The sequence below is a fragment of the Streptomyces sp. SudanB5_2050 genome (genome assembly GCF_964272335.1).
GTDB classification, from domain to species: domain Bacteria; phylum Actinomycetota; class Actinomycetes; order Streptomycetales; family Streptomycetaceae; genus Streptomyces; species Streptomyces rochei.
In genome coordinates this window covers 4,571,066-4,593,719 of the sequence record NZ_OZ186760.1, presented here as the reverse complement: position 1 = coordinate 4,593,719, position 22,654 = coordinate 4,571,066, and the positions used below count along the sequence as shown (strand labels likewise).

16 protein-coding genes and 1 riboswitch are annotated in these 22,654 nt (G+C 73.1%); of the genes, 7 read left to right on the top strand and 9 right to left on the bottom strand.

The annotated features are described in order from the left end of the window. The first annotated feature begins 665 nt into the window (after positions 1–665). Positions 666–833: riboswitch (cyclic di-AMP (ydaO/yuaA leader) on the top strand. A gap of 5 nt (positions 834–838) precedes the next feature. Beyond that, entirely contained in the window at positions 839–1,330 is a 492-nt protein-coding gene (locus tag ACFZP7_RS20500) for a transglycosylase SLT domain-containing protein (protein ID WP_030977256.1), read from the top strand. Here ACFZP7_RS20500 and ACFZP7_RS20495 read toward each other — a convergent pair. Further along, on the bottom strand, positions 1,324–2,166 hold the full coding sequence (locus ACFZP7_RS20495; RefSeq protein ID WP_385635141.1) for an HAD family hydrolase: 843 nt from the start codon (positions 2,164–2,166) through the stop codon (positions 1,324–1,326). The genes ACFZP7_RS20500 and ACFZP7_RS20495 overlap by 7 nt on opposite strands. Positions 2,167–2,431: 265 nt before the next feature. Here ACFZP7_RS20495 and ACFZP7_RS20490 point away from each other — a divergent pair, with 265 nt between their 5' ends. From ACFZP7_RS20490 to ACFZP7_RS20480, 3 genes are read left to right on the top strand one after another with little or no spacing between them, the layout of a single operon-like run. Continuing rightward, the gene (locus ACFZP7_RS20490; RefSeq protein WP_199807778.1) at positions 2,432–3,496 is read left to right on the top strand and encodes a GNAT family N-acetyltransferase; all 1,065 of its coding nucleotides are present in this window, start codon (positions 2,432–2,434) and stop codon (positions 3,494–3,496) included. A 40-nt stretch (positions 3,497–3,536) separates the two neighbouring features. Beyond that, entirely contained in the window at positions 3,537–4,925 is a 1,389-nt protein-coding gene (locus ACFZP7_RS20485; RefSeq protein WP_385635139.1) for a glycosyltransferase, read from the top strand. After that, a complete protein-coding gene (locus tag ACFZP7_RS20480) occupies positions 4,922–5,749 on the top strand; it encodes a polysaccharide deacetylase family protein (protein WP_046250984.1) in 828 nt (275 codons plus the stop codon). The genes ACFZP7_RS20485 and ACFZP7_RS20480 overlap by 4 nt, the downstream gene beginning before the upstream one ends. Before the next feature lie 9 nt (positions 5,750–5,758). Here the strand turns inward: ACFZP7_RS20480 and ACFZP7_RS20475 are convergent, their stop codons facing one another. From ACFZP7_RS20475 to ACFZP7_RS20455, 5 genes are read right to left on the bottom strand one after another with little or no spacing between them, the layout of a single operon-like run. Further along, positions 5,759–6,898, bottom strand: a complete 1,140-nt coding sequence (locus ACFZP7_RS20475) for a glycosyl hydrolase (RefSeq protein WP_385635137.1) — start codon at positions 6,896–6,898, stop codon at positions 5,759–5,761. Continuing rightward, positions 6,895–7,347, bottom strand: a complete 453-nt coding sequence (locus tag ACFZP7_RS20470; RefSeq protein WP_385635135.1) for a hypothetical protein — start codon at positions 7,345–7,347, stop codon at positions 6,895–6,897. Before ACFZP7_RS20470 ends, ACFZP7_RS20475 begins: the two co-directional genes overlap by 4 nt. Positions 7,348–7,362: 15 nt before the next feature. Next, a complete protein-coding gene (locus ACFZP7_RS20465) occupies positions 7,363–9,654 on the bottom strand; it encodes a glycosyltransferase (protein ID WP_385635134.1) in 2,292 nt (763 codons plus the stop codon). A gap of 36 nt (positions 9,655–9,690) precedes the next feature. Continuing rightward, positions 9,691–12,141 carry a lipopolysaccharide biosynthesis protein gene (locus ACFZP7_RS20460; RefSeq protein ID WP_385635132.1) on the bottom strand — a complete coding sequence of 817 codons (2,451 nt, stop codon included), beginning with the start codon at positions 12,139–12,141 and terminating at the stop codon, positions 9,691–9,693. Beyond that, positions 12,134–13,303, bottom strand: coding sequence for a DegT/DnrJ/EryC1/StrS family aminotransferase (locus ACFZP7_RS20455; RefSeq protein ID WP_046250979.1), 1,170 nt, complete (start codon positions 13,301–13,303; stop codon positions 12,134–12,136). Before ACFZP7_RS20455 ends, ACFZP7_RS20460 begins: the two co-directional genes overlap by 8 nt. Positions 13,304–13,788: 485 nt before the next feature. Here ACFZP7_RS20455 and fahA point away from each other — a divergent pair, with 485 nt between their 5' ends. Continuing rightward, positions 13,789–15,021, top strand: coding sequence for a fumarylacetoacetase (fahA, locus tag ACFZP7_RS20450; RefSeq protein ID WP_062130497.1), 1,233 nt, complete (start codon positions 13,789–13,791; stop codon positions 15,019–15,021). Positions 15,022–15,462: 441 nt separating this feature from the next. Next, positions 15,463–16,401, top strand: a complete 939-nt coding sequence (locus ACFZP7_RS20445) for a M56 family metallopeptidase (protein ID WP_019328405.1) — start codon at positions 15,463–15,465, stop codon at positions 16,399–16,401. A gap of 84 nt (positions 16,402–16,485) precedes the next feature. Here the strand turns inward: ACFZP7_RS20445 and recQ are convergent, their stop codons facing one another. After that, the gene (recQ, locus tag ACFZP7_RS20440) at positions 16,486–18,495 is read right to left on the bottom strand and encodes a DNA helicase RecQ (protein ID WP_385635130.1); all 2,010 of its coding nucleotides are present in this window, start codon (positions 18,493–18,495) and stop codon (positions 16,486–16,488) included. 251 nt (positions 18,496–18,746) lie between these two features. Here recQ and ACFZP7_RS20435 point away from each other — a divergent pair, with 251 nt between their 5' ends. Then, positions 18,747–19,346 (top strand): Uma2 family endonuclease, encoded by a 600-nt coding sequence (locus tag ACFZP7_RS20435; protein ID WP_019328407.1) that lies wholly within the window; start codon positions 18,747–18,749, stop codon positions 19,344–19,346. Positions 19,347–19,423: 77 nt separating this feature from the next. Here the strand turns inward: ACFZP7_RS20435 and nuoN are convergent, their stop codons facing one another. Both nuoN and ACFZP7_RS20425 read right to left on the bottom strand, forming a co-directional pair. Continuing rightward, positions 19,424–21,082: an NADH-quinone oxidoreductase subunit NuoN gene (gene nuoN / locus ACFZP7_RS20430; protein WP_109202524.1), complete on the bottom strand. Its 1,659-nt coding sequence runs from the start codon at positions 21,080–21,082 to the stop codon at positions 19,424–19,426. Beyond that, positions 21,079–22,650, bottom strand: a complete 1,572-nt coding sequence (locus ACFZP7_RS20425) for an NADH-quinone oxidoreductase subunit M (protein WP_385635127.1) — start codon at positions 22,648–22,650, stop codon at positions 21,079–21,081. The genes nuoN and ACFZP7_RS20425 overlap by 4 nt, the downstream gene beginning before the upstream one ends. Between the last annotated feature and the right edge of the window lie 4 nt (positions 22,651–22,654).

The window sequence follows — 22,654 nt, the reverse complement described above, 5'->3', positions numbered from 1 at the left end:
AGTCAGCGTATCCGGTCACGTTTCGATCACCGCTAGCGCCCACCGTTACAGGCCGGTCGGTATCGGATCATGCGCGGTATGTTTTTGATCAGGAGATATGAGCAGATATTGATCGACATCCTCGGAGCCGAAAGCCGCCACCGAAGATCACATCACCCCTCCCAACGGCCCGCACTCCGAGTACGTCACCCACCCGGCCCTCCCCTCCGTCCCGAACGCATGCCCGCACGGCGCACGGACGAACACGAGACGGGACAACGGCCGATTCCGGAGCCCGCCCGGCGAGACCCCCGGCCCGACACCCCGCTCCGTAAAGCCCTCGCACCCTGCCTCCGTGAAGCCCTCCCGCCCTCCCTCCGTGAAGCCCTCCCGCCCTGCGGCCGATTGACTCACACTTAGCCTGAATGCCCGATTTGGGCGTCTTGTTGGAGCCCGTGAGTTGGCTCACTTCACGCCACCTGTAGGCAACCCGGCCGCCGACTGTGCCCTCCCTTTGCCCCGCAAGCGAGTTGACGCTTGGCAGCCGCAAAGGATCAAGCACCCCAAACCCCCCAGACCAAGGTCAACATGCGCGTTGGGTGATTCCTGCACTTGTTCCGGACATGTGCTCTCGCATACGTTCCCGGCCTGTCGGGCGGACGCCGAATCCTGCCACCGCCCGGACGCACAGTCATCCGCCAACACACTCGCCGGCAGGAGCGGGGGACCCAGGTAAGTCGCCGTACCGGTCACCACCGGAACGGCTAGGGGTGAAGCCGTGCCCGCGAGGGCCCGGCCGGGCACCTCCCCGCCCGAACCCGACAGCTCACCTCGCAGGCGTAAGGAGAGGGACTCAAGCATGTCTGCCAACGGTCAGAACCGTCACGCCCGCACCGCCCGCCTCGCCCGCAAGCTCGCCGTGGCCGGCACCGGCGCCGCCGTGCTCGCCCTGCCGCTCATCGGCGCCACCAGCGCCTCCGCGGCCACCCCGGCCGCCGCGCCGGCCGCCGCCACCGCGACGACCACGTACTCGAACACCCTCGACGGGTGGATCCGGGAGTCGCTCGACATCATGGCGCAGCACGGCATCCCCGGCACGTACGAGGGCATCCACCGCAACATCCTGCGGGAGTCGTCCGGCAACCCGCTCGCCATCAACAACTGGGACATCAACGCCGTCAACGGCACCCCGTCCAAGGGCCTGCTCCAGGTGATCGACCCGACCTTCCAGGCGTACCACGTCGAGGGCACCTCCTGGGACCCGTACGACCCGGTCGCCAACATCACCGCCGCCTGCAACTACGCGGCCGACCGGTACGGCTCGATCGACAACGTCTTCGGCGCTTACTGAGCCGCGGCGCGCCGCGGCGCGCCGCACGGGGACGTAGGGAAGATCCGCTCGAGGACGACGGCCACGCCGTCGTCCTCGTTCGTCGTGGTGACCTCGTCGGCGACCGCCTTCAGCTCGGGGTGGGCGTCGGCCATGGCGACGCCGTGGGCCGCCCACTGGAACATGGGGATGTCGTTGGGCATGTCCCCGAAGGCGATCGTCCGCCGCCGGCTCACCCCCAGGCGCTCGGCGGCCAGCGCCAGCCCGGTCGCCTTGGTGATGCCGCAGGGCTGCAGCTCCACCGTCCCCGGCCCCGACATGGTGACGGTGGCGAGGGAGCCCACCACCGCGCGCGCCGTCGCCGCCAGCTCGTCGTCGGACAGCTCGGGGTGGCGCAGCAGCACCTTGCTGATCGGCGTGGCCCACAACTCGTCGCGCCGGTCGACGCGCACCGCGGGCAGCGTCGGGTGGGGCATCAGGTATCCCGGCTCGATGAGGGTGAGGCCGTCGACGCCGTCCTGGTCGACCGCGGCGTGCACCTGCCCGACCTCCGCCTCGATCTTGCCGAGCGCGGTCTCGGCCAGCTCCCGGTCCAGGGTGACCGACCACAGCATCCGGTGCGCCCCCGCGTCGTACACCTGCGCGCCCTGCCCGCACACCGCGAGCCCGGTGCAGCCGAGGCGTTCCAGCAGGGACCGCACCCGGGGTGCCGGGCGCCCGGTCACCACCAGGTGCCGCGCACCGGCGCCGGCCACCCGGGCCAGCGCGGCCAGCGACCGGTCGGAGACGGTGTCGTCGCCGCGGAGCAGCGTGCCGTCGAGGTCGGTGGCGACGAGTGAATATGCGGTGCGGTCCATGATCAGAGAATACGGACGCGGCACCTGCCCGACTCACCGGCGACCGCTTCCGAACGAGGTGGCGGCGAGTACGTCCGAGTACGCACGACGACGCCCGATCGTGTCCGAAACCTGGCACATCATCGGCTAAAGCCGGTTAAGGGCCTGTGCACCGGTTGGCAACAACATGGCCCGCTACCTACCGGCCGGACGGCCCCGGGGGTACCTTCCTTGTGTCCAGGGGGGACTTGATCGGGGGGTCGGGTTGAACAGCGGACGTGTGCGCGTGCTCAGGCCGGAGGAGCTGGGCGAGGGGGAACGGGAACGCTGGCGCGAGCTGCGCGCCAAGTCGACGGCTCCGCGCAATCCGTTCATGGAACCGGAGTTCACCGACGTCGTGGGCCGGGTGCGGCCCCGCGCGCGGGTGGCGGTGGTCTACGACGGCGGCGAGGCGGCGGGTTTCCTGCCGCACGAACGCGGACCCCTGGGGCAGGGCCGCGCGATCGGGCTCGGGGTGTCCGACTGCCAGGGCGCGGTGCTGCGCCAGGACCTCGCCCCGGACACCCGCCGGCTGCTGCGGGCCTGCTCCCTGTCCAGCTTCGCCTTCGACAACCTGGAGGCGGAGCAGGGGCTGTTCGTGCCGCACGCCGTCGAGGAGCACACCACCTACGTCATCGACGTGGAGCAGGGGTACGAGGCGTACGAGAAGGCGCTGCGCGCGCGGTCGCCGAAGTTCCTGAAGACCACCCTGGCCAAGGAGCGGAGGCTCGGCCGCCAGGTCGGGGACGTGCGCTTCGTCTTCGACGAGCGCGATCCGGCCGCGCTGCGCACGCTCATGGCGTGGAAGTCGGCGCAGTACCGCAGGACGGGGCGCCGGGACCGGTTCGCCCAGGAGTGGATCACCCGGCTCGTCGGACGGCTGGCCGGGACCCGGGCGCCGGAGTGCACCGGCACCCTGTCGGTGCTCTACGCCGGCGGCCGTCCCCTGGCCGCCCACTTCGGGCTGCGCTCGACGACGGTCCTGGCGTGCTGGTTCCCGGCGTACGACCCGGACTTCGCCAAGTACTCGCCGGGGCTGATCCTGCACCTGCGGATGGCCGAGGCCGCCGCCGCCGAGGGCATCGGCATGCTCGACATGGGGCGGGGCCCGGCGGAGTACAAGGACTCGCTGAAGACCGGCGAACTCCCCGTCTACGAGGGCGCGGCGACGCGTCCGGGGGCGGGCGCCGCGCTGCAGTGGCTCGGCCGCGAACCGGTGCGCCGCGCGCACGGCTTCGTGCGCGCGAGGCCGCGGCTGGCGTCGCTGGCGGTACGGACACTGCGGGGCGCGGCCCGGCTGCGCCGGTCCTGACGACGGGCACCACGGAGGGCAACCACGAGGGGGTGGGCGCATGGCCGGTGGGCGGCGTGCGCGGCAGGAGACACGGCGGGAGATCGAGCAGTTCCTGAGCATCGGGCCGGTGCAGGTCGCCGAGCTGGATCTGCCCGGCGCCCGGGGCGCGGAGGGCAGGGGGGCAGCGGACACGGAAGGCGTGGAGCTGAGACCGGGGCCGGGCGGCGCACCGATCACGTCCGGCTCGGTGTTCGTCCTGGTCAGGCGGGCGGGGCGGCCCGTCGGCACCCTCCTCGGGCAGGTGCCCGACGGCGCGGATCCCGTGGCGGTGCTGGCCGGGCTCGCCCGGGAGCTGCCCCCGCAGGCGCCGCCGGAGCCGCTGCCCGTGCCGCCGAGCGCCAGTGTGGTGGTCGCCACCCGGGAACGCGCCGGGCGGCTCGCCCGCGCCCTGGACTCGCTGCTCGCCCAGGACCACCCGGACTTCGAGATCGTCGTCGTCGACAACGCGCCCGTGACCGAGGAGACGCGGGAGCTGGTCGAGCGGAAGTACGGCGAGCGGGTGCGGTACGTGTGCGAACCGGTGCCGGGGCTGGCGATCGCGCACAACCGGGGCCTGGCCGCCGTGCACGGCCGGGTGGTCGCCTTCACCGACGACGACGTGGTCGCCGACCCGCGCTGGCTCACCGAACTGACCGCGCCCTTCGCCGCCGATCCGGGGCTGGGCTGCGCCACGGGCCTGATCCTGCCCGCGCGGCTGCGCACCCCCGCCCAGGTGCTGCTGGAGAGCCACGGCGGCTTCGCGAAGGGCTTCGTCCCGCGCACGTACGACCCGGCGCGTCCGCCCGCCGACGAGCCGCTGTTCCCGTTCACCGCGGGCCGCTTCGGCTCCGGCGCCAACATGGCCTTCCGTACGTCGGTGCTGCGCGCGGTGGGCGGCTTCGACCCGGCGACCGGCGCGGGCACGCGGGCGCGGGGCGGCGACGACCTCTACGGGTTCGTCCGCGTCCTCGCCGAGGGCCGGCGGCTGCGCTACACGCCGAGCGCTCTGGTGTGGCACCACCACCGGGAGACCTGGCACGACCTGGAGACCCAGGCGTACGGCTACGGCGCCGGCCTCACCGCCTACCTCACGGCGATCCTCGTGAACCGGCCCGCGCTGCTGCCTGCCTTCCTCGCCCGGGTGCCGGGCGGGCTGGCGCACGCACGGGGACTGACCGCCGTGCGCGGCCCGGAAGCCGGTGCCGGTGCCGGTGCGGCGGACGGGGGTGCGGGCGCCGGGGTGCCGGGCGGGGGCGCGGGCGCCGGGGTGCCCGGTGGGCACGACTCCCGTACGCATCCCTGGCCACGCCGGCTGTCCCGGCTGCAACGCCGGGGCATGCTGTACGGCCCGGTCGGCTATCTGCGCGCCCGCCGGGCGCTGCGCACGGTCGGGCTGGAGGCGAGATGAACGAGGGCGCCGCGCACACGTCCGACGGGGCGGACGGGCACATACCCGTCTTCCTCTACCACGCGGTGACGGACGACCCGCCCGCGTGGATCGCCGAGTTCACCGTCTCCCCCAAGGAGTTCGCCGCGCATCTCGACGCGATCGTCGACAGCGGGCGCACCCCCGTCACGATCAGTGTGCTCGCCGACCACCTCGCCGGGCGGGCACCGCTGCCGCCCAGGCCGGTGCTGCTCACCTTCGACGACGGCTTCGCCGACCTGCCCGGTCCCACGGCCGAGGCGCTGGCCGAGCGGGCGCTGCCCGCCACCGCCTACCTCACCACCGGGGCCATCGCCCCGGGCGGCCGGAGCCTGTTGCCGCCCGCGCCGATGATGACGCTGGGCGAGGCGGCGGAGCTGGAACGTTCCGGCATGGAGATCGGCAGCCACACCGTCACCCACGCCCAGCTCGACACCCTGTCCGCCAGGGAGCTGACGTACGAACTGCGCGAGTCCAAGGCGGTGCTGGAGGACGCCCTCGGGCACCCGGTGCGCCACCTCGCCTATCCGCACGGCTACAACAGCGCGAAGGTGCGGTCGCTGTCGGCCCGCGCCGGGTACGAGACGGCGACCGCGGTGCGGCACGCGCTCAGCTCGGACCGCGACGAGCGGTACCGCATCGCGCGGCTCATCGTGCGGCAGAGCCACACCCTCGCCGATGTGACGGCGTGGCTGGACGGAGGGGGCGCCCGGATCGCCCCCTACCGCGACGGCCCCCGGACGGTCGCCTGGCGCTGGTACCGGCGGGGCCGGGCGGTGCTCCGGGGGCCCGAGTTCGCGGGGTGAGGGCGCGGGTCAGCGGAGCGGCTGGTTGAGGTGCGGGTCGGCGGCCACCTCGCGCAGGCTGGCCCACGCCCGGTCGCCCGCGACGGCGAGATCGCAGTGCGGTCCCGGGTCGCGGTAGTTCCACTGGAGGGCCGCCTTGACGCCCTCCAGGTCCTTGAGCACCGCGGGCACCTGCGCGTACCACTCCGCCTGCCGGTCCGGCCGCTCCGGGTCGGAGGCGCTGCCGAACTCCGACAGCATCAGGGGCTTGTCGTCGGAGATGTTGGCCCGGACCCAGTCGTGGGTGGCGTACTGGGTCTGCGCGAAGCTGAGCCAGTCCGTCTTGTGGCAGAGGTAGTAGTTGTACTGGTTGTAGCCGATCCAGTCGACGTACTCGTCCCCCGGGTACATCTGCTCGAAGAGGTCGGCGTGGTCCAGGTAGCCGGTGATGATCCAGGTCCACACCACGTTGTCGACGCCCAGCTCGCGGAAGCGGTCGTGGATGTGCCGGTAGGCCCGGACGTAGTCGGCCGGGGAGCCGTTGCCGGGGGTGCGGGTGTCCATCTCCAGGTCGAAGGAGAGGAACACCTTCTTCCCCGTGCGCTCCCCGTACTCCTTGACGCGCCGCGCCTGGACGTCGATCACGGAGTCGTCCAGGTCCCCGGCGGCTATCCGCCTCCAGGTGGGCTGCTGCGCCTTCGTGCCGCCCCACCACTTGCTCTCCCAGGACAGCAGCAGCATCCGGTCCTCGCCCACGCGCTGCTCCTGCTCGGTGAGCAGCTGCCCCTCCAGGCGGGTGTCCGTGACCGCGGACATGTCGTGGTACGTGTACACGATGTCGAGTCTGCGGCCGACGTTCTTCTCGTAGGCCCGCACCTTGTCGGCGAGGTTCGTCTTGTCGTGCGGCACGAAGGCGCCGAACCAGGCCCCGCAGGGCGGCTCCAGCAGTTCGGTGGGGCGGCACTTCGGATCGTCGGCCGGGCCGGCCGGGCCGGAGGCGTCGCGCAGGGCGAGCACCGCGACCAGGACCGCGCAGGTGGCCGTGACGGAGGTGAGCAGCAGCCGGCGCCGGCCCCTGGCCCGGCGTTCCTCCGGGGTCCTGGGCCGGCGGTGCTGTCCGGTCGTCGTCGAGTCCCCGCGTGTACGGCGAGCGGGACGGGCGAACCTCACAGAGCGGAACCCTTCCGTGTCCTCGGCGCCGCGCCCGGCGCCGTGCTGGGCATCGGGGAGGCACGCAGGCGCGGGCAGAACGCGGCCAGCGTGGTGAGCAGGGTGAGCGTCAGCAGGACGCGGTCGCCGCTGAAGGCCCGAGCGGCGATCAGCACCGTGGCGACGAGCATCGCGGCGCACAGGCTCAGCAGGACGGCCAGCATCACGCGTTCCAGCCGATCGGAGTCGCGTGCGAAGTGGTCGTCCCGGTGCTCGACGGGGCCCCGCGCGCGACGGGACCGCAGCGCCGGGCCGCAGACGCCGACCAGGGCCGCGCCCGGGCCGACGGCCAGGAAGGTGGCGACGGCCGCGCCGCGCAACGGCGAACCGCCGGGCAGGGCGAGCGCGGCCAGCGCCAGCCAGCCGCCGAACGGGGGCAGCATGCGGATCACGAGGTCCTGCGGTGTCATGGCTCGCGTCCCTCCTCAGCTCGCCGGTGTCAGGACGTAGAGCACGCCGCCGTCGTTCTCGGCGACCAGCTCGAACGCGGGTGAGGACGCCACGGACTCCCGGATGCGGTCCAACTGGGCCCTGTCGAGCTGGCCGTTCATCTCCGAGTTGGCCGTCTGTCCCCGCGTGAGCAGGAAGTAGGCGCGGGCCGGTGGCTCCACGGCCGCCATGTCGCGGGCCAGGACGGTGGCCGGGTCGCGCACGATCTCGTCGACGTGGCGCCGGTCGTCGTCGAGGAACCAGTAGTGGTCGACCCGCCAGTACTGCTCGTAGGCGAGGGGATAGTTCCGGTTGGCGGCGACGACCAGGGAGTCGTCCGGTGCCTGGTCGAAGAGCTGCTGGACCAGGGCGACCTCACGGGGCGGGAAGTAGTTGACGCGGTCCTTGCCGGAGTAGCTCGGCACGAACGCCAGGGTCCCGGCGAGCAGCACGAGCAACGGCACCCACACGCCGAACCGCGGCCGGGACAGGGCGGGCAGCGGGACGCGGCGCGGCCGGGCCCGCGTGGCCGGCGAAGGCGGGGCCGTGTCCCGCGCCGCGGCGTCGGCGGCCAGGGTGCGGACCTTGGGCAGCAGCGCGGCGGCGGCGAAGAAGGCGGCGCCGGGCAGCATGAACATCAGCACCCGGAAGATCATCTCGCTGCCGTAGCTGCTCGCCGCGAACATCGGCAGCGGCGCCGCGGCGATCAGCAGCAGGGGCAGCGCGCGGTGCCGCAGCACCCGCTGGCGCACCACACCGGCCAGCGCGAGCAGCAGGACCGAACCCGACAGCAGCCGGGCCGCCCAGGAGGTCGCCACCGCACCGGTGCCGGTGGGCGTGGTCCCGTACCCGGTCTCCACGTTGGCGCCGATGTCGCCGATGGAGCGGATCATGTCCGGCATGGCGGCGGACAGGAAGGGCAGCGCGGCCGTGAGGCACCAGGCCAGGAAGATCACCACGGTGGTCACCGCCGGGACCCAGTCCCGGTACCGGCGGGTGAGGGCCAGGGCGACGAGGGTGACGACGAGCATGCCGGGCGTCAGCTGGTGGGAGACGACGATGGCGGTGACCAGCACGCTGAGCAGCACGGTCCACACCGCCTGCCCCTGCCGGCCGTGCGGCCCGCCGGAGCGGCCGTAGCGGCGCAGCACGACCGCGAGGACGCCCAGGTGCAGGGCGAAGGCGACGGACTGCGGGGAGAAGTAGTCCTGGCCGACCCAGTTGCCGACGCAGAACAGCCAGACGGCGGTCCAGATCAGCCGCCGGTCCTCGGTGAAGGTCCGGTAGATCAGCAGCAGCGGGAGCAGCAGCAGGACGCTGGAGACCAGCGGCCACCAGGCCATGTACATCGCCGCGTTGTCCACGCCCAGCAGCCGCACCAGCGCGGCCTGGGCGGCGAAGAAGCCGGGCCACTGGTCGTAGACCGCCATGTCGCCGAGCCGGTCCGCGCCCTGGAGGCCGCCGGAGGTCAGCAGGTGGTCGATGACGGCGTCGTGCTTCCACGCCCACGCGTAGAGCGGGGTCGGGTAGAGGAGGGCCTGGGTGGCCCGTTCCATCACCAGCAGGACCAGGACGTACGCGAGCGACCAGGCGCCCGGGCGGCGCCGGTCGCGGACCGTGAACCAGAAACCCGCGGTGAGGACGGCGAGACCGGCCCAGAAGGTGGGGTGCAGGGCGCTGACCAGGCCGAAGTCGTCCAGGGCGGACACGTCGGTGTGCCGTGTCGCGTAGACCCACAGGGCGAGTGCGACGAGCAGCGGCAGCGCGGGCCAGGCGGCGGCCGCGCGGGCCGGCCAGGCGGCGGGGGCGAGGTCGGACAGATCCGTCACGGACGGCTCGGGGGCGGAGCCGGAGGGCTCCGGGGTGGTGGTGGGTGCCGGGGCGGTGGAGGGCTCCCGGGCGGTGGGGTGGTGGGCGCGCGCGGTGGCCGCCCGGCCGGGCCGGACGGACGCCTCCTCCGAGGCTGTGGCGGCCGACTCCTGCGAGGCCGCGGTGACCGGGTCCGAGGCGGTCGCGGTGGGCGGCTGGGTCGCGGTCGCGGCGGGCGGCTGGGTCGCGGTCGCGGTGGGCGGCTGCGGTGAGCGCCCGGTGGTCGGGTCCGGCGAGGTCGCCGGTGTCGGCGTCTCCTGCGCCGCGCGGGGTGCCGGGTCGCTCGTGGCGCCGGTCCCGTCGGCGGTTTCCGTGGCGTCCGGAGGCGTCGGTGCGGCCCGGTGCGACCCGTCCGTGGCTTCCGGCCCGGGCGCGGGCTCTGGTACGGATCTCTCCCGTGGTGTTGCTGGCGGACGCACGACGGTTCCCCCCTGACGATTCGGCTCTGTGCTCGATCAGTCCCTGGATGTGCCGTTCGGTCTGGTGCGGTGCGGGTGGTGCTCCGTGCCGTCCGGGGTGCCCGCCGGCACCGGGCGGCGCAGCGACAGGAGCAGGGCGGCGAGGCCCAGCAGCAGGAGGAGCGGCGGCGCCAGGGGCGCCAGCTCCGCACGCCAGACCCAGCCCGCCACCGCGGCGAGATACAGAACCCCCCAGCGCCCCTGCCACGACACCCGGTCGCCGGCCGCCTTCGCGAGCAGCGTCCACAGCGGTACGAGACAGAGCAACTGCAGGACGAGCGGCGCCCAGCGCAGCAGGGGGCCGGGACCGTCCAGACCCGCCGCTTCCGCCAGAAAACCGGCCGTCCCGGTGTAGAACGCCCCACCGACTGCCTCCGGTTCCCGGCCGAGGGCGACGGGTGCCGCGTACAGGGTCAGGACGGCGGCCCCCAACGCGGCGCCGGGCAACCGGGCATCGGTCGCGACGCACAGCGTCACGGACGCCACGAACACCACGAGGAGCAGGGCGCCCGCGACCAGTGCCGGCAGGGGCAGCCCCCGCAGCAGTTCCCGTCCGGTCAGCTGGGTCTCGGTCACGCCGCCGCCCAGCCACGGCAGTTCACGCGCGGCCACCAGGAGGACGACCGCGGCGATGCCGAGCAGCAGCCACAGGGCGGGGCGCAGCAGCCGCTCGGGAACCGGGCCGATCCCACCGGCCTCGGCCCCGCCCGCCGCTGCTCCTCCGGCCGGGACGGCGGACTCAGCGGACTCAGTTGGCTCAGCCGGCTCGGAAGGCTCGGCGCGCCGCGCGGCCGTGGCGTCGTCGTGGACCGCGTCGGTCTCCGCCCCGGGCGTCACCCCGGTGTCCCGGTCCCGGGGCCGCCGGACGATCACCGCGAGGGGGTCCGCCTCCAGGGCCTCCCGCTCGTACCCCGGGCGCCCTATGAACAGCGTGACCGTGTCCTCCCGCGCCGCATCCTCCGGGGAGCCGTGCTCGTACGCCGCCCGCCGCGCCCAGCTCGTGCCGTACCCGGCGGTGGCGTTCAACCGGGCCCACCGGGTGCCGTAGGCGGCGTCGGGTCCGCTCTCGTGGCCGGCCCCCACACCGGCGCCCTCGGACGGTCCGGAGCGTGTGGGCCCGGCCCCGGGCCCGCCGCCGTCGCCGCCCCGCAGGACCGCGCGCAGCCCGGGAACGCAGCCGACGGCGACCACGGTCATACCGCCCAGCACCGCCCATCCGGCGCCGGCGATCCCGGCCGGCGTGAACAGCATCGCCGCGCTGCCCAGGACGAGGACGCACATGGTGCCCTGCACCGCGGCGAGCACGCCGGTGCGCCCCTGGACGCGGAGCACGCCGATGTACAGCTCGACCACGATGCGCGGCAGCGCCCCGAGGGCCAGCAGCCGCAGCACCGTGGAACCGTGCTCGGCGTAGTCCTCGTCGAAGGGCGCCAGGATCTGCGGGGCGAGGACGATCAGCACCAGGACGACCGGCACCAGCAGCAGCGTCATGCGGCGCAGCGCCCCGCGGACGCCGTCGGCGAGGCGGCGCGGGTCGTGCGAGGCGTGGGCGGTGAGGGAGGAGGCCATGTTGATGGCCATGAACTCCATGGTGCCGCCGACGGTGTAGGCGACGTAGAAGTAGCCGTTCTCCGCGGCGGTGAAGTTGACCGCGACCATCACCGGCAGCAGGTTGATCATCGCGAGGCTGAAGAGCGCCCCCAGCGAGTCCCCGGCCAGGAAGCGCCCCATCTCGCGGACCTTGGGCGGCTCCACGTCGTGGTCGGCGGCGGCCTGACGCGGGATGAGGCGCCGGAAGATCAGCCAGCCGAGCGGCAGCGTGGAGAAGGCGATGGCCACGGCCCAGGAGACGAAGATGCCGAGCACCGGCAGCGTGGTGGCGAAGACGGCGAGCAGGACCAGCTTGCCGACCGAGAACACCGCGTTCCCGGCGGGCACCCACTCCGCCTTGCGCAGCCCGGTCAGCACACCGTCCTGGAGGGTGAGCAGCGCCCAGGCCACACAGGCCGCGACGAACAGGGCGCCCGCCCCCGCCGAGCCCAGCGGGGCGTACGACGCGCCCCACAGGTCGAGGGTGAGCAGGAAGACGACGGCGGCCAGGGCGACGACCACCGAACTGGCCGCGTACGCGCGCCATACCAGCCCCCCGGTCGCACGGCCGGCCCGCGGCACGAAGCGGACGACGGCGCCGATCATCGTGGTCGCCGTGATGCTGGCCAGCAGCCGCATCGCGGCGATGGCGGCGGAGCCCTGCCCGACGGCCTCCTCCGAGTAGTAGCGGGCGGCCACGAGCCAGAAGCCGAGGCCGAGCACGGCGGACACACCGGTGCTGAGCATGAGGAAGTAGGCGTTCTTGAAGAGCGAGTCACCGCCGCGCCCGTCGGCGGCCGGCGTCGGACCGTCGCTCGCGGGCGCCGCGGCCGTCTCGTGCACCTGGGTCTCAGCCACCGGACGGAACCAGCCCTTCCGGTGCCTCGGCCGGCCCCACCCCGGACTCCTCCAGCGCCGCGATCACCGCACGGGCCCGCAGCGGGTCCACGGGCAGCGCGTGCCGCGCGAACCAGCGCGCCCCCTCGGGCGACGGGGACGGGTCGGTGAAGGCCGCGCCGGCGTAGTCGTCCAGCGGTGGGTCGTAGAGGTAGCCGACGACGATGCCGCGCCGGGCCAGCGCACGCATCGCGGCGTCCCGGTCGGCCACGAGCAGCGGCACCCGGAACAGCGGCTGCGCCGGAGCGTCCGGTCGTCCGCCGGCGGGCTGCCCCCAGCGGGTCGACCGCAGCAGTTGTGTCCCCGACCGGCAGGCGTCGAGGACGTCGTCCAGCCGGTCGAGCCTGCGCTCGATACGCCGCAGCCGCAGCCGGCCGGACCGCAACCGGTAGTCGTGCATGTCGACGCGGACCCAGGGGTCGTGCGCGTCCAGGCCGGGCGCCGAGGCGACCGCGCGGGCCAGCTCCCGCGGCCGCAGCGGCATCCGGATCTCCTCGCGCTCCATCAGTCCCAGCAGCCGCATCGTGGCCCAGGCGGCCCGCCGCAGCCGCAGACCGCGCACGGCGGCCTCCGCGTACGGACGGACCAGATAGGCGAGTTCGGCGGTGGCGCGGCGCGGCAGCAGCAGGTCGTCGCCGGCCTTCTCCAGGGCCTCGCGCAGTCCCGGGTCGGCGACCGCGAGGATGCCCCCGGCCTTGGCCCCGACGTGCTTGGACAGACTGAAGACGGAGGCGTCGCCCCAGGAGCCGACCGGCCGCCCGCCCACCTCGCTGCCGATGGCGTGCGCCGCGTCCTCCAGCAACGGGATGCCCAGCGCGTCGCAGCGGGCCCGCAGGGCGGGCGCAGGGTCCGGATTGCCGTACAGGTTCGTCGTCACCACGGCGGACAGGGAGCCCCACACGTCCTCGGGCACGGCGTCGATGTCGATGGACGCGTCCCGCGGATCCAACGGCGCCTGCACCGGCCGCAGTCCGGCCGCGAGCACGACGAAGAAAATCACGTCGTCGTTGACCGGCGACATCAGCACCCGGCCGCCCGGCGGGCACCAGTGCCGCAGTGCCGCGTACAGCCCGAAACGGCACGACGGTACGTACACGCATTCCCGGCCGAGCCGGCCGCGCATGGTCTCTTCCAGCCGCTTCTCCGGCCGCGAACCATCCCGCGCCGCACCCGGACCGGCCTCCCCAATGGCCATCCGCCCCCCTGGTGTGCCGTCGAAGGCCCCCTCCCCGAGGCCCTCCGGCACCCGCCCAGAGTCGCCCCGTTCGCACCGCTCCGTCAAGATTGCGTACCGGCCTGTGGACAACTTCCCGCACTCGAACGGAAGCGGAGCGCAACGAATCCCCGTCTTCACGCGGGCGTACGCCGACCACGCGGGCACCGTCCCACCGTGCCCTCTCCCCGTCTCCCCCCGTCCCCGCACCGACCGCCGGTCCACTCCCCGCACGTCAGCAGCCCTGCGCGCACCCTCCCCGCCACCCACCGCCCCCACTCGACACACTGCCCAAGACCGGTACGTCACCCGTAACGTGTGGCCGTGCCACGGACCATGTGGCACACCCGGCGCGCACGGCGCACATGGCGAGCACGAAAGCGAGGCAGCACCCGATGCCCCCCTTCGATGTCCCCGAGGGCGACCCCTTCGGCCCGCACAACCTTCCGTACGGCGTGTTCTCGATCCCCGGCACGCAGGACCGGACGGTGGGCGTCCGGCTCGGCGACCACGTCCTCGACGCCGGCGCGGCGGCCCACGCGCTGGGCTCGCCGTACGCCTCCCTGCTCGCACGGCCCACCCTCAACCCGCTGCTGGCGGCCGGCCGCACGGCCTGGTCCGACGTGCGGCGGGCCCTGACCGCCTGGGTGACGGTCCCCTCCCACCGCGCGACGCTCGAACCGCTCTTCCACCCCCTGTCCTCGGTGACCCTGCACCTGCCCTTCGAGGTCGCCGACTACGTCGACTTCTACGCCTCCGAGAACCACGCGCGGAACGTCGGCCGGATCTTCCGCCCCGACGCCGCCGACTCCCTCACCCCGAACTGGAAGCACCTGCCGATCGGCTACCACGGCCGGTCCGGCACGGTCGTGGTGTCCGGGACGGACGTCGTGCGCCCGTGCGGGCAGCGCAAGGGGCCCGCCGACGCCGCTCCCGTCTTCGGCCCGTCCGTCCGCCTGGACATCGAGGCCGAGGTCGGCTTCGTGGTGGGCGTGCCGTCCGAGGCGGGCAGCCCGGTGCCGCTGGGCGACTTCCGCGAGCACGTCTTCGGGCTGTGCCTGCTCAACGACTGGTCCGCGCGCGACGTCCAGGCATGGGAGTACGTCCCCCTCGGCCCGTTCCTCGGCAAGTCGTTCGCCACGTCGGTGTCGGCGTGGATCACGCCGCTGGACGCCCTGGACGAGGCGCGGGTGGCGCCTCCGGAGCGCACCCACGCACTGCTGCCCTACCTCGACGACACGGACCCCGAGCAGGACGAGCCCGGCGGCTACGACCTGCGGATCTCCGTCGCGATCAACGGGCACGTGGTCTCCGAGCCGCCGTTCTCCACCATGTACTGGACGGCCGCCCAGCAACTGGCCCACATGACGGTCAACGGCGCCTCCCTGCGCACCGGTGACCTCTACGGCTCCGGCACGGTGAGCGGGCCGGCCGAGCGCGAACGCGGGTCCCTGCTGGAGCTGACCTGGAACGGCCGCGACCCGCTGGAACTCCCCGACGGCAAGCGGACGTTCCTGGAGGACGGTGACGTGGTGACCCTGTCGGCCTGGGCTCCCGGCCCGGACGGCGTCCGGGTGGGTCTGGGCGAGGTGACCGGCCGGATCACCGCACCGCGCACCGGGCGGTAGCCGACGCGGGCCGCACGACCGGCGGCCCCCGCCGCGCCCGCCGGGAGTGGCGGGGGCGGGACTCGGATCTGCCCGGGGCCGGGATGTGCCGGGGCCGGGATGTGCCGGGGCCCGGCCCCGATGCGCCGGGCCCCGATGCGCCGGGCCCTGATGTGCCGGGCGGCCCGGGCCGCCCGTCACCGGTCCGGATCTGCCGGCGGTCCCGCTCTCCCGCCGGCCGGGAAATCCCCGCCCCGGGGGAACCGGCGCCCGCCAGGGCCTGACTCACGCCGCCCGACACCGTCATACTGGCGTCGGGGGGTGTGCCCGGCACGTCCGCGCCCGCGTCGGGGCGCTCTCGCCGGGCAGCCGCCGGGCCCGTCGACGTCGGCCCGGCACCGCCCACCACAACCGCACCACAGCCAGAGCCGCCCCTTCCGACCAGGATCCGGAGCCCGTGGCATGACCTTCTGCCTGCTCCTGCTGTTCGTCGTCGCCGTGACCGCCGCGGTACCGGTACCGCGCGCGCTGACCCGTTCCGCCTGGCCCGAACGTGATCCGGTGGTCGCGCTGTGGGTGTGGCAGTGCCTGGTCGCCACCGTCCTGCTGTGCTGCCTGACCGCTCTCGTCCTCGGGGCCGCCGCCGTCTTCGGCACCGTCCGCGCCCAGCTCTTCGCCCCGGCGCCGCCCGCGGTGACCGCGGCCTACAACCTCTCCGCCGGCCCGCCGTGGGCCGCCGCCCTCACCCTGCTGCTGGCCGGTGGCGCCGCCTGGACCACCGCCATGCTCGCCCGCGAGCTGGTCGAGGCACGCCGGCGTCGGGCCCGGTCCCGCGCCCACCTGCGCGAGCGCGCCCCCGATCTGCCCGCCGGGCTCCCCGCCGAACGCGGCCCCCTGCTGGTCCTGGAGGACGAGTACCCGGACGCCTGGTGGATGCCCGGCAGTCCCCCGCAGCTGATCGTCACCACCGGCGCCCTGCGACGCCTCACCGACCACCAGCTCGACGCGGTCCTCACCCATGAGCGCGGCCACGCCCGCGCCCGCCACGACTGGCTGCTGCACCTGTCCTCCGCGCTGGCCACCGGCTTCCCCCGGGTCCCGCTCTTCGCGCACTTCTGCGACCAGACCCACCGCCTGGTCGAACTGGCCGCCGACGACACGGCCTCCCGCCGCTGCGGCCACCTGACCACGGCGCTGGCCCTGATCGAGCTGAACCAGCACCGGGGCGTCCTGTCCTGCGCCTCCAGCCACCGCCTCCTCGGCGAGCGGGTCGACCGCCTCCTCGAACCGCCGCCCCGCCTGACGCCGCGTCACCGGGCCCTCACCACGGCGACGGCCGCTCTCGTCCCCCTCGTCCCCCTGCTGATCACCTTCGCTCCGGGACTGACCGCGCTGGCGTAGGGCCTGCCTCCCCGGGTGCGACAAGCCGCCCGGCGTCCGGTCGCGGCCGTCCGCCGCTGTGTGCCGCTGTATACCGCCGTACCGCTATATCCAGTCGTCCGGCTCGGGCTCGGGCTCCATGTCCGGCCAGTCGTCCGCACCCGGGCCGGAGACGGAACCGGCCGACGAGCCGCCCGGGGCGGGGTCCGCCGCGGCGGCCGGTCCCTCCAGCGCGGCCAGCACCGCCAGCACTCCCTCCCCGTACGTCGCCAGCTTCTTCTCGCCGACGCCGCTGATGCCGCCGAGCTGCCCGATCGAGGTGGGCCACGCGGTGGCGATCTCCCGGAGGGTCGCGTCGTGGAAGATGACGTACGCCGGAACGCCCTGCTCCCTGGCCTGCTCGGCGCGCCAGGTGCGCAGCGCCTCGAAGGCGGGGACCAGCTCCGCCGGCAGTTCGGCGGCGGCCGCCTTGGCCTTGCGGTCGCCGCGCCCGCCGCCCGACGCCCGTGTCGAAGCGGGCTTCTTGGGCTCCTTGCGCAGCGGCACCTCGCGCTCCCGGCGCAGGACCTCCCCGCTGGCCTCGGTCAGCACCAGCGTGCCGTACTCGCCCTCGACGGCGAGCAGGCCCTGGGCCAGCAGCTGCCGGGCGACGCCGCGCCACTCGCCCTCGGTCAGCTCCTCGCCGATGCCGAACACGGAGAGCTGGTCGTGGTCGAACTGGATCACCTTGGCGGTGCGCTTGCCCAGCAGGATGTCGATGATCTGACCCGCACCGAACTTCTGCCCGCGCTCCCGCTTCAGCCGCACCACCGTCGACAGCACCTTCTGCGCCGCGACCGTGCCGTCCCAGGTCTCCGGCGGGGTGAGGCAGGTGTCGCAGTTGCCGCAGCCGGCCGGGTCGGGCTCCTGTCCGAAGTAGGCGAGGAGCTGGCCGCGGCGGCACCGGGCGGTCTCGCACAGCGCGAGCATCGCGTCCAGGTGGGACTGCGCCCGGCGCCGGAACGCCTCGTCGCCCTCGCCGGACTGGATCAGCTTGCGCTGCTGGATGACGTCGTTGAGGCCGTACGCCATCCAGGCCGTGGAGGGCAGGCCGTCGCGACCCGCGCGGCCGGTCTCCTGGTAGTAGCCCTCGACCGACTTGGGCAGGTCCAGGTGGGCGACGAACCGCACGTCCGGCTTGTCGATGCCCATGCCGAAGGCGATGGTCGCCACCACCACCAGGCCCTCCTCGCGCAGGAACCTGGACTGGTGCGCCGCGCGGGTGCCCGCGTCCAGGCCCGCGTGGTACGGCACCGCCTCGATGCCGTTGCGGGAGAGGAACTCGGCGGTCTTCTCGACGGAGTTGCGCGAGAGGCAGTAGACGATGCCCGCGTCGCCCGGGTGCTCCTCCCGCAGGAAGCTCAGGAGCTGCTTCTTGGGGTCCGTCTTCGGCACGATCCGGTACTGGATGTTGGGCCGGTCGAAGCTGGCCACGAAGTGCCGGGCCGTCGGCATGTTCAGCCGCTCGGTGATCTCACGGTGTGTGGCGTGCGTGGCCGTCGCCGTGAGCGCGAGGCGGGGCACGTCCGGCCAGCGCTCGCCGAGCAGGGACAGGGCGAGGTAGTCGGGCCGGAAGTCGTGGCCCCACTGCGAGACGCAGTGCGCCTCGTCGATCGCGAAGAGGGAGATCTTGCCCCGGGAGAGCAGGTCGAGGGTGCCCTCCAGCCGCAGCCGCTCCGGCGCCAGGTACAGCAGGTCCAGCTCGCCGGCGAGGAACTCGGCCTCGACCACGCGCCGCTCGTCGAAGTCCTGCGTGGAGTTCATGAACCCGGCCCGCACGCCCAGCGCCCGCAGCGCGTCCACCTGGTCCTGCATCAGCGCGATCAGCGGCGAGACCACGATGCCGGTGCCGGGGCGGACCAGGGACGGAATCTGGTAGCACAGCGACTTGCCGCCGCCGGTCGGCATGAGCACGACGGCGTCGCCGCCCGCGATCACGTGCTCGACGACCGCTTCCTGCTCGCCGCGGAAGGTCTCGTACCCGAAGACCCGGTGCAGCGTGGCCAGCGCCTCGCTGTCCAGCTCCCTCGCCTGTGCTGTCTCTGTCATCTCGCCGATCACGCCCGTCCCGCCCATCGCCTGGTCCCCCGTACGTCCTGCCTTGCCTGCCCGGGCCTTCTCGTCCCGTCCCGTCCGTCTGGTCCGCCCTGCCCCGACCACTGCCTCAACGATAGGGGGCCGCGCCGACAGCCCAGGAGTTGTCCACAGGCTGTCCGACGCGTACCGCGTCAAGGACACGACGATCGTTCACACGTTCGCGGGAGACCCGCCCGTTTCCGGCGGATAGTCTGATTGCACCCGCGAGACTCCGTCCCATGGGAGCACTGATGAGCGTCGCACCGAAGGCGTCCACGCCCGACTGGCCCGTCCCGCCGGAAGGCGGCTGGACCGCGGACGACCTGGACCGGCTTCCGAACCTGCCTCCGCACACGGAGCTGATCGACGGGAGCCTCGTCTTCGTGAGTCCGCAGACCCTCTTCCACTCACGCGCTGTCGACTTCTTCAACTGGCAGTTGCAGTCCCTCGCCCCGGCGGAGTTCGAGGTCATCCGCGAGTTCACCATCGACATCGACCGGCAGAACCGGCCCGAACCGGACGTCATCGTCGTGCGCGGCGACGTCGTCGACGACCCGGAGCAGACTCGCTATCCCGCCGACGCCGTCACCCTGGCCATCGAAGTCGTCTCCGCCGAGTCCGTCTCCCGCGACCGCGAGACCAAGCCCCTGAAGTACGCCCGGGCGGGCATCACCCACTACTGGCGCGTGGAGAACGAGAAGGGGCTCGCCGTCGTCCACGCCTTCGAGCTGGAGCCCGCCACCGGGGCGTATGTCGCCGTCGGCATCTTCCGTGAGCGGATGAAGCTGAGCGCTCCCTTCCCGTTGGACCTGGACCTGACCGCCATCAGGGCCCGCCGCGGCGGCGAGTGACCCGCGCACACCGCAGCGGTGGCCCGGCACCCTCGGGGGGTGCCGGGCCACCGCTCCACACACAGGCGGGCGCCGCGTCAGCGCACGAACACCCCCGCCTGTCCCGCCAGGTCCAGGAAGTACTGCGGCGCCACACCGAGCACCACCGTGACCGCGACGCCGACGCCGATCGCCGTCATCGTCAGCGGTGACGGCACCGCGACGGTCGGGCCCTCCGGACGCGGCTCGCTGAAGAACATCAGCACGATCACGCGGATGTAGAAGAACGCCGCGATCGCCGACGAGATCACGCCGATCACGACCAGCGGGGCCGCCCCGCCCTCCGCCGCCGCCTTGAAGACGGCGAACTTGCCGGAAAATCCCGAGGTCAGCGGGATGCCCGCGAAGGCCAGCAGGAACACCGCGAACACGGCCGCCACCAGCGGCGACCTGCGTCCGAGACCCGCCCACTTCGACAGGTGGGTCGCCTCGCCGCCCGCGTCGCGCACCAGTGTCACGACCGCGAAGGCGCCGATGGTGACGAAGGAGTACGCGGCCAGGTAAAAGAGGACGGACGAGATGCCCTCCGGGGTGGTCGCGATGACACCGGCGAGGATGAAGCCGGCGTGCGCGATCGACGAGTACGCCAGCAGCCGCTTGATGTCGGTCTGCGTGATGGCGACGATGGCGCCGGCCAGCATGGTGACGATCGCCACCGCCCACATCACCGGCCGCCAGTCCCAGCGCAGGCCGGGCAGGACGACGTAGAGGATGCGGAGCAGGGCGCCGAAGGCGGCCACCTTGGTCGCCGCCGCCATGAAGCCGGTCACCGGTGTCGGCGCGCCCTGGTACACGTCCGGCGTCCACATGTGGAACGGCACCGCGCCCACCTTGAAGAGCAGGCCCATGACGATCAGCGCGGACCCGACGAGCAGCAGCGCGTCGTTGCCCATGGTGTCGGCGAGCGCCGGGGTGACGTTCTGCACGGTGCCGTCGACGACCGAGGCGATCGTGCCGTACGACATGGAGCCCGCGTAGCCGTAGAGCAGGGCGATGCCGAACAGGGTGAACGCGGAGGCGAACGCGCCGAGCAGGAAGTACTTGACCGCCGCCTCCTGCGACATCAGCCGCTTGCGGCGGGCCAGCGCGCACAGCAGGTACAGCGGGAGGGAGAAGACCTCGAGGGCCACGAAGAGCGTCAGGAGATCGTTGGCCGCCGGGAAGATCAGCATGCCGGCGACGGCGAAGAGGAGGAGCGGGAAGACCTCCGTCGTGGTGAAGCCGGCCTTGACCGCCTTCTGCTCGCTCTCGCTGCCCGGCACGGCCGCCGCCTGCGCGGCGAAGGAGTCGACGCGGTTGCCGTGCGCCTGAGGGTCGAGCCGCCGCTCGGCGAAGGTGAACAGGCCCACCAGCGCCGCCAGCAGGATCGTGCCCTGGAGGAAGAGGGCCGGGCCGTCGACGGCGATGGCGCCCATCGCCGCGATGCCGGCCTTGGTCGTCCCGTATCCGCCCGCCGCCAGCGCGACGACCGCGGCGAAGGCGGCGACGAGCGCGACGACGGACAGGAACATCTGCACGTAGTAGCGGGACCTGCGCGGCACGAAGGCCTCGATCAGGATGCCGATGATCGCCGCGCCGATGATGATCAGGGTGGGCGACAGCTGCCCGTACTCGATCTTCGGCGCGTCGATCTTCCCGATCGGGTCGGCCGCCGTCGCCGCCGTTGTCCACAGGCTGTGGACGGCTGTTGCGCTCACTTGGCCGCCTCCACCTCAGGCTGGGGGTCCTTCTTCTGTACGTCGGACATGGTCTGCTCCACCGCCGGGTTGACGATGTCCGTGAGGGGCTTCGGGAAGACGCCCAGGAAGATCAACAACGCGACCAGGGGAGCCACCACCACCAGCTCCCGCACCCGCAGGTCGGGCATGGCCGACACCTCCGGCTTCACCGGGCCCGTCATCGTCCGCTGGTAGAGGACGAGGGTGTAGAGCGCGGCGAGCACGATGCCGAAGGTGGCGATGATGCCGATCACCGGATACCGCGTGAAGGTGCCGACCAGGACCAGGAACTCACTGATGAACGGTGCCAGGCCCGGCAGCGAGAGGGTCGCCAGGCCGCCGATCAGGAAGGTGCCGGCGAGCACCGGGGCGACCTTCTGCACTCCCCCGTAGTCGGCGATGAGCCGCGAGCCGCGCCGGGAGATCAGGAAACCGGCGATCAGCATCAGGACGGCGGTCGAGATGCCGTGGTTGACCATGTAGAGCGTCGCGCCGGACTGGCCCTGGCTGGTCATCGCGAAGATGCCCATGATGATGAAGCCGAAGTGCGAGATGGACGCGTAGGCGATCAGCCGCTTGATGTCGCGCTGGCCGACCGCGAGCAGCGCCCCGTAGATGATGCTGACCAGTGCCAGCACCAGGATCACCGGCGTCGCCCACTTGCTGGCCTCCGGGAAGAGCTGGAGGCAGAAGCGGAGCATCGCGAAGGTGCCGACCTTGTCGACGACGGCCGTGATCAGCACGGCGACCGGCGCGGTCGACTCCTGCATGGCGTTGGGCAGCCAGGTGTGCAGCGGCCACAGCGGCGCCTTCACCGCGAAGGCGAAGAAGAAGCCGAGGAACAGCCAGCGCTCGGTGCCGGTCGCCATCTCCAGCTCACCGCTCGCCCGGGCCTCGGCGATCTCGGTGAGGGAGAAGTTCCCGGCGACCACGTAGAGGCCGATCACCGCGGCCAGCATGATCAGACCGCCGGCCAGGTTGTAGAGGAGGAACTTCACCGCGGCGTACGACCGCTGGGTCGCCGCCGTCTTCTCGCCGTGCTGGTGGGCCCGGTCCCCGAAGCCGCCGATGAGGAAGTACATCGGGATGAGCATGGCTTCGAAGAAGATGTAGAACAGGAAGACGTCGGTGGCCTCGAAGGAGAGGATCACCATCGCCTCGACCAGCAGGATCAGGGCGAAGAAGCCCTGGGTCGGCCGCCACCGGCTGCTGCCGGTCTCCAGCGGGTCGGCGTCGTGCCAGCCCGCCAGGATGATGAACGGGATGAGCAGCGCGGTCAGCGCGATCAGCGCCACCGCGATGCCGTCCACGCCCAGCTCGTACCGGACGCCGAAGTCCGCGATCCAGGAGTGCGACTCGGTGAGCTGGTAGCGGTCGCCGCCGGGGTCGAAGCGGACCAGCACCGCGACCGCCAGCGCCAGGGTGGCCAGCGAGAACATCAGCGCCAGCCACTTGGCCGCGGTGCGTTTCGCGGCCGGTACGGCGGCGGTGGCGATGGCCCCGACGGCCGGGAGCACCGCCGTGGCTGTCAGCAGGGGAAAGGACATCGGT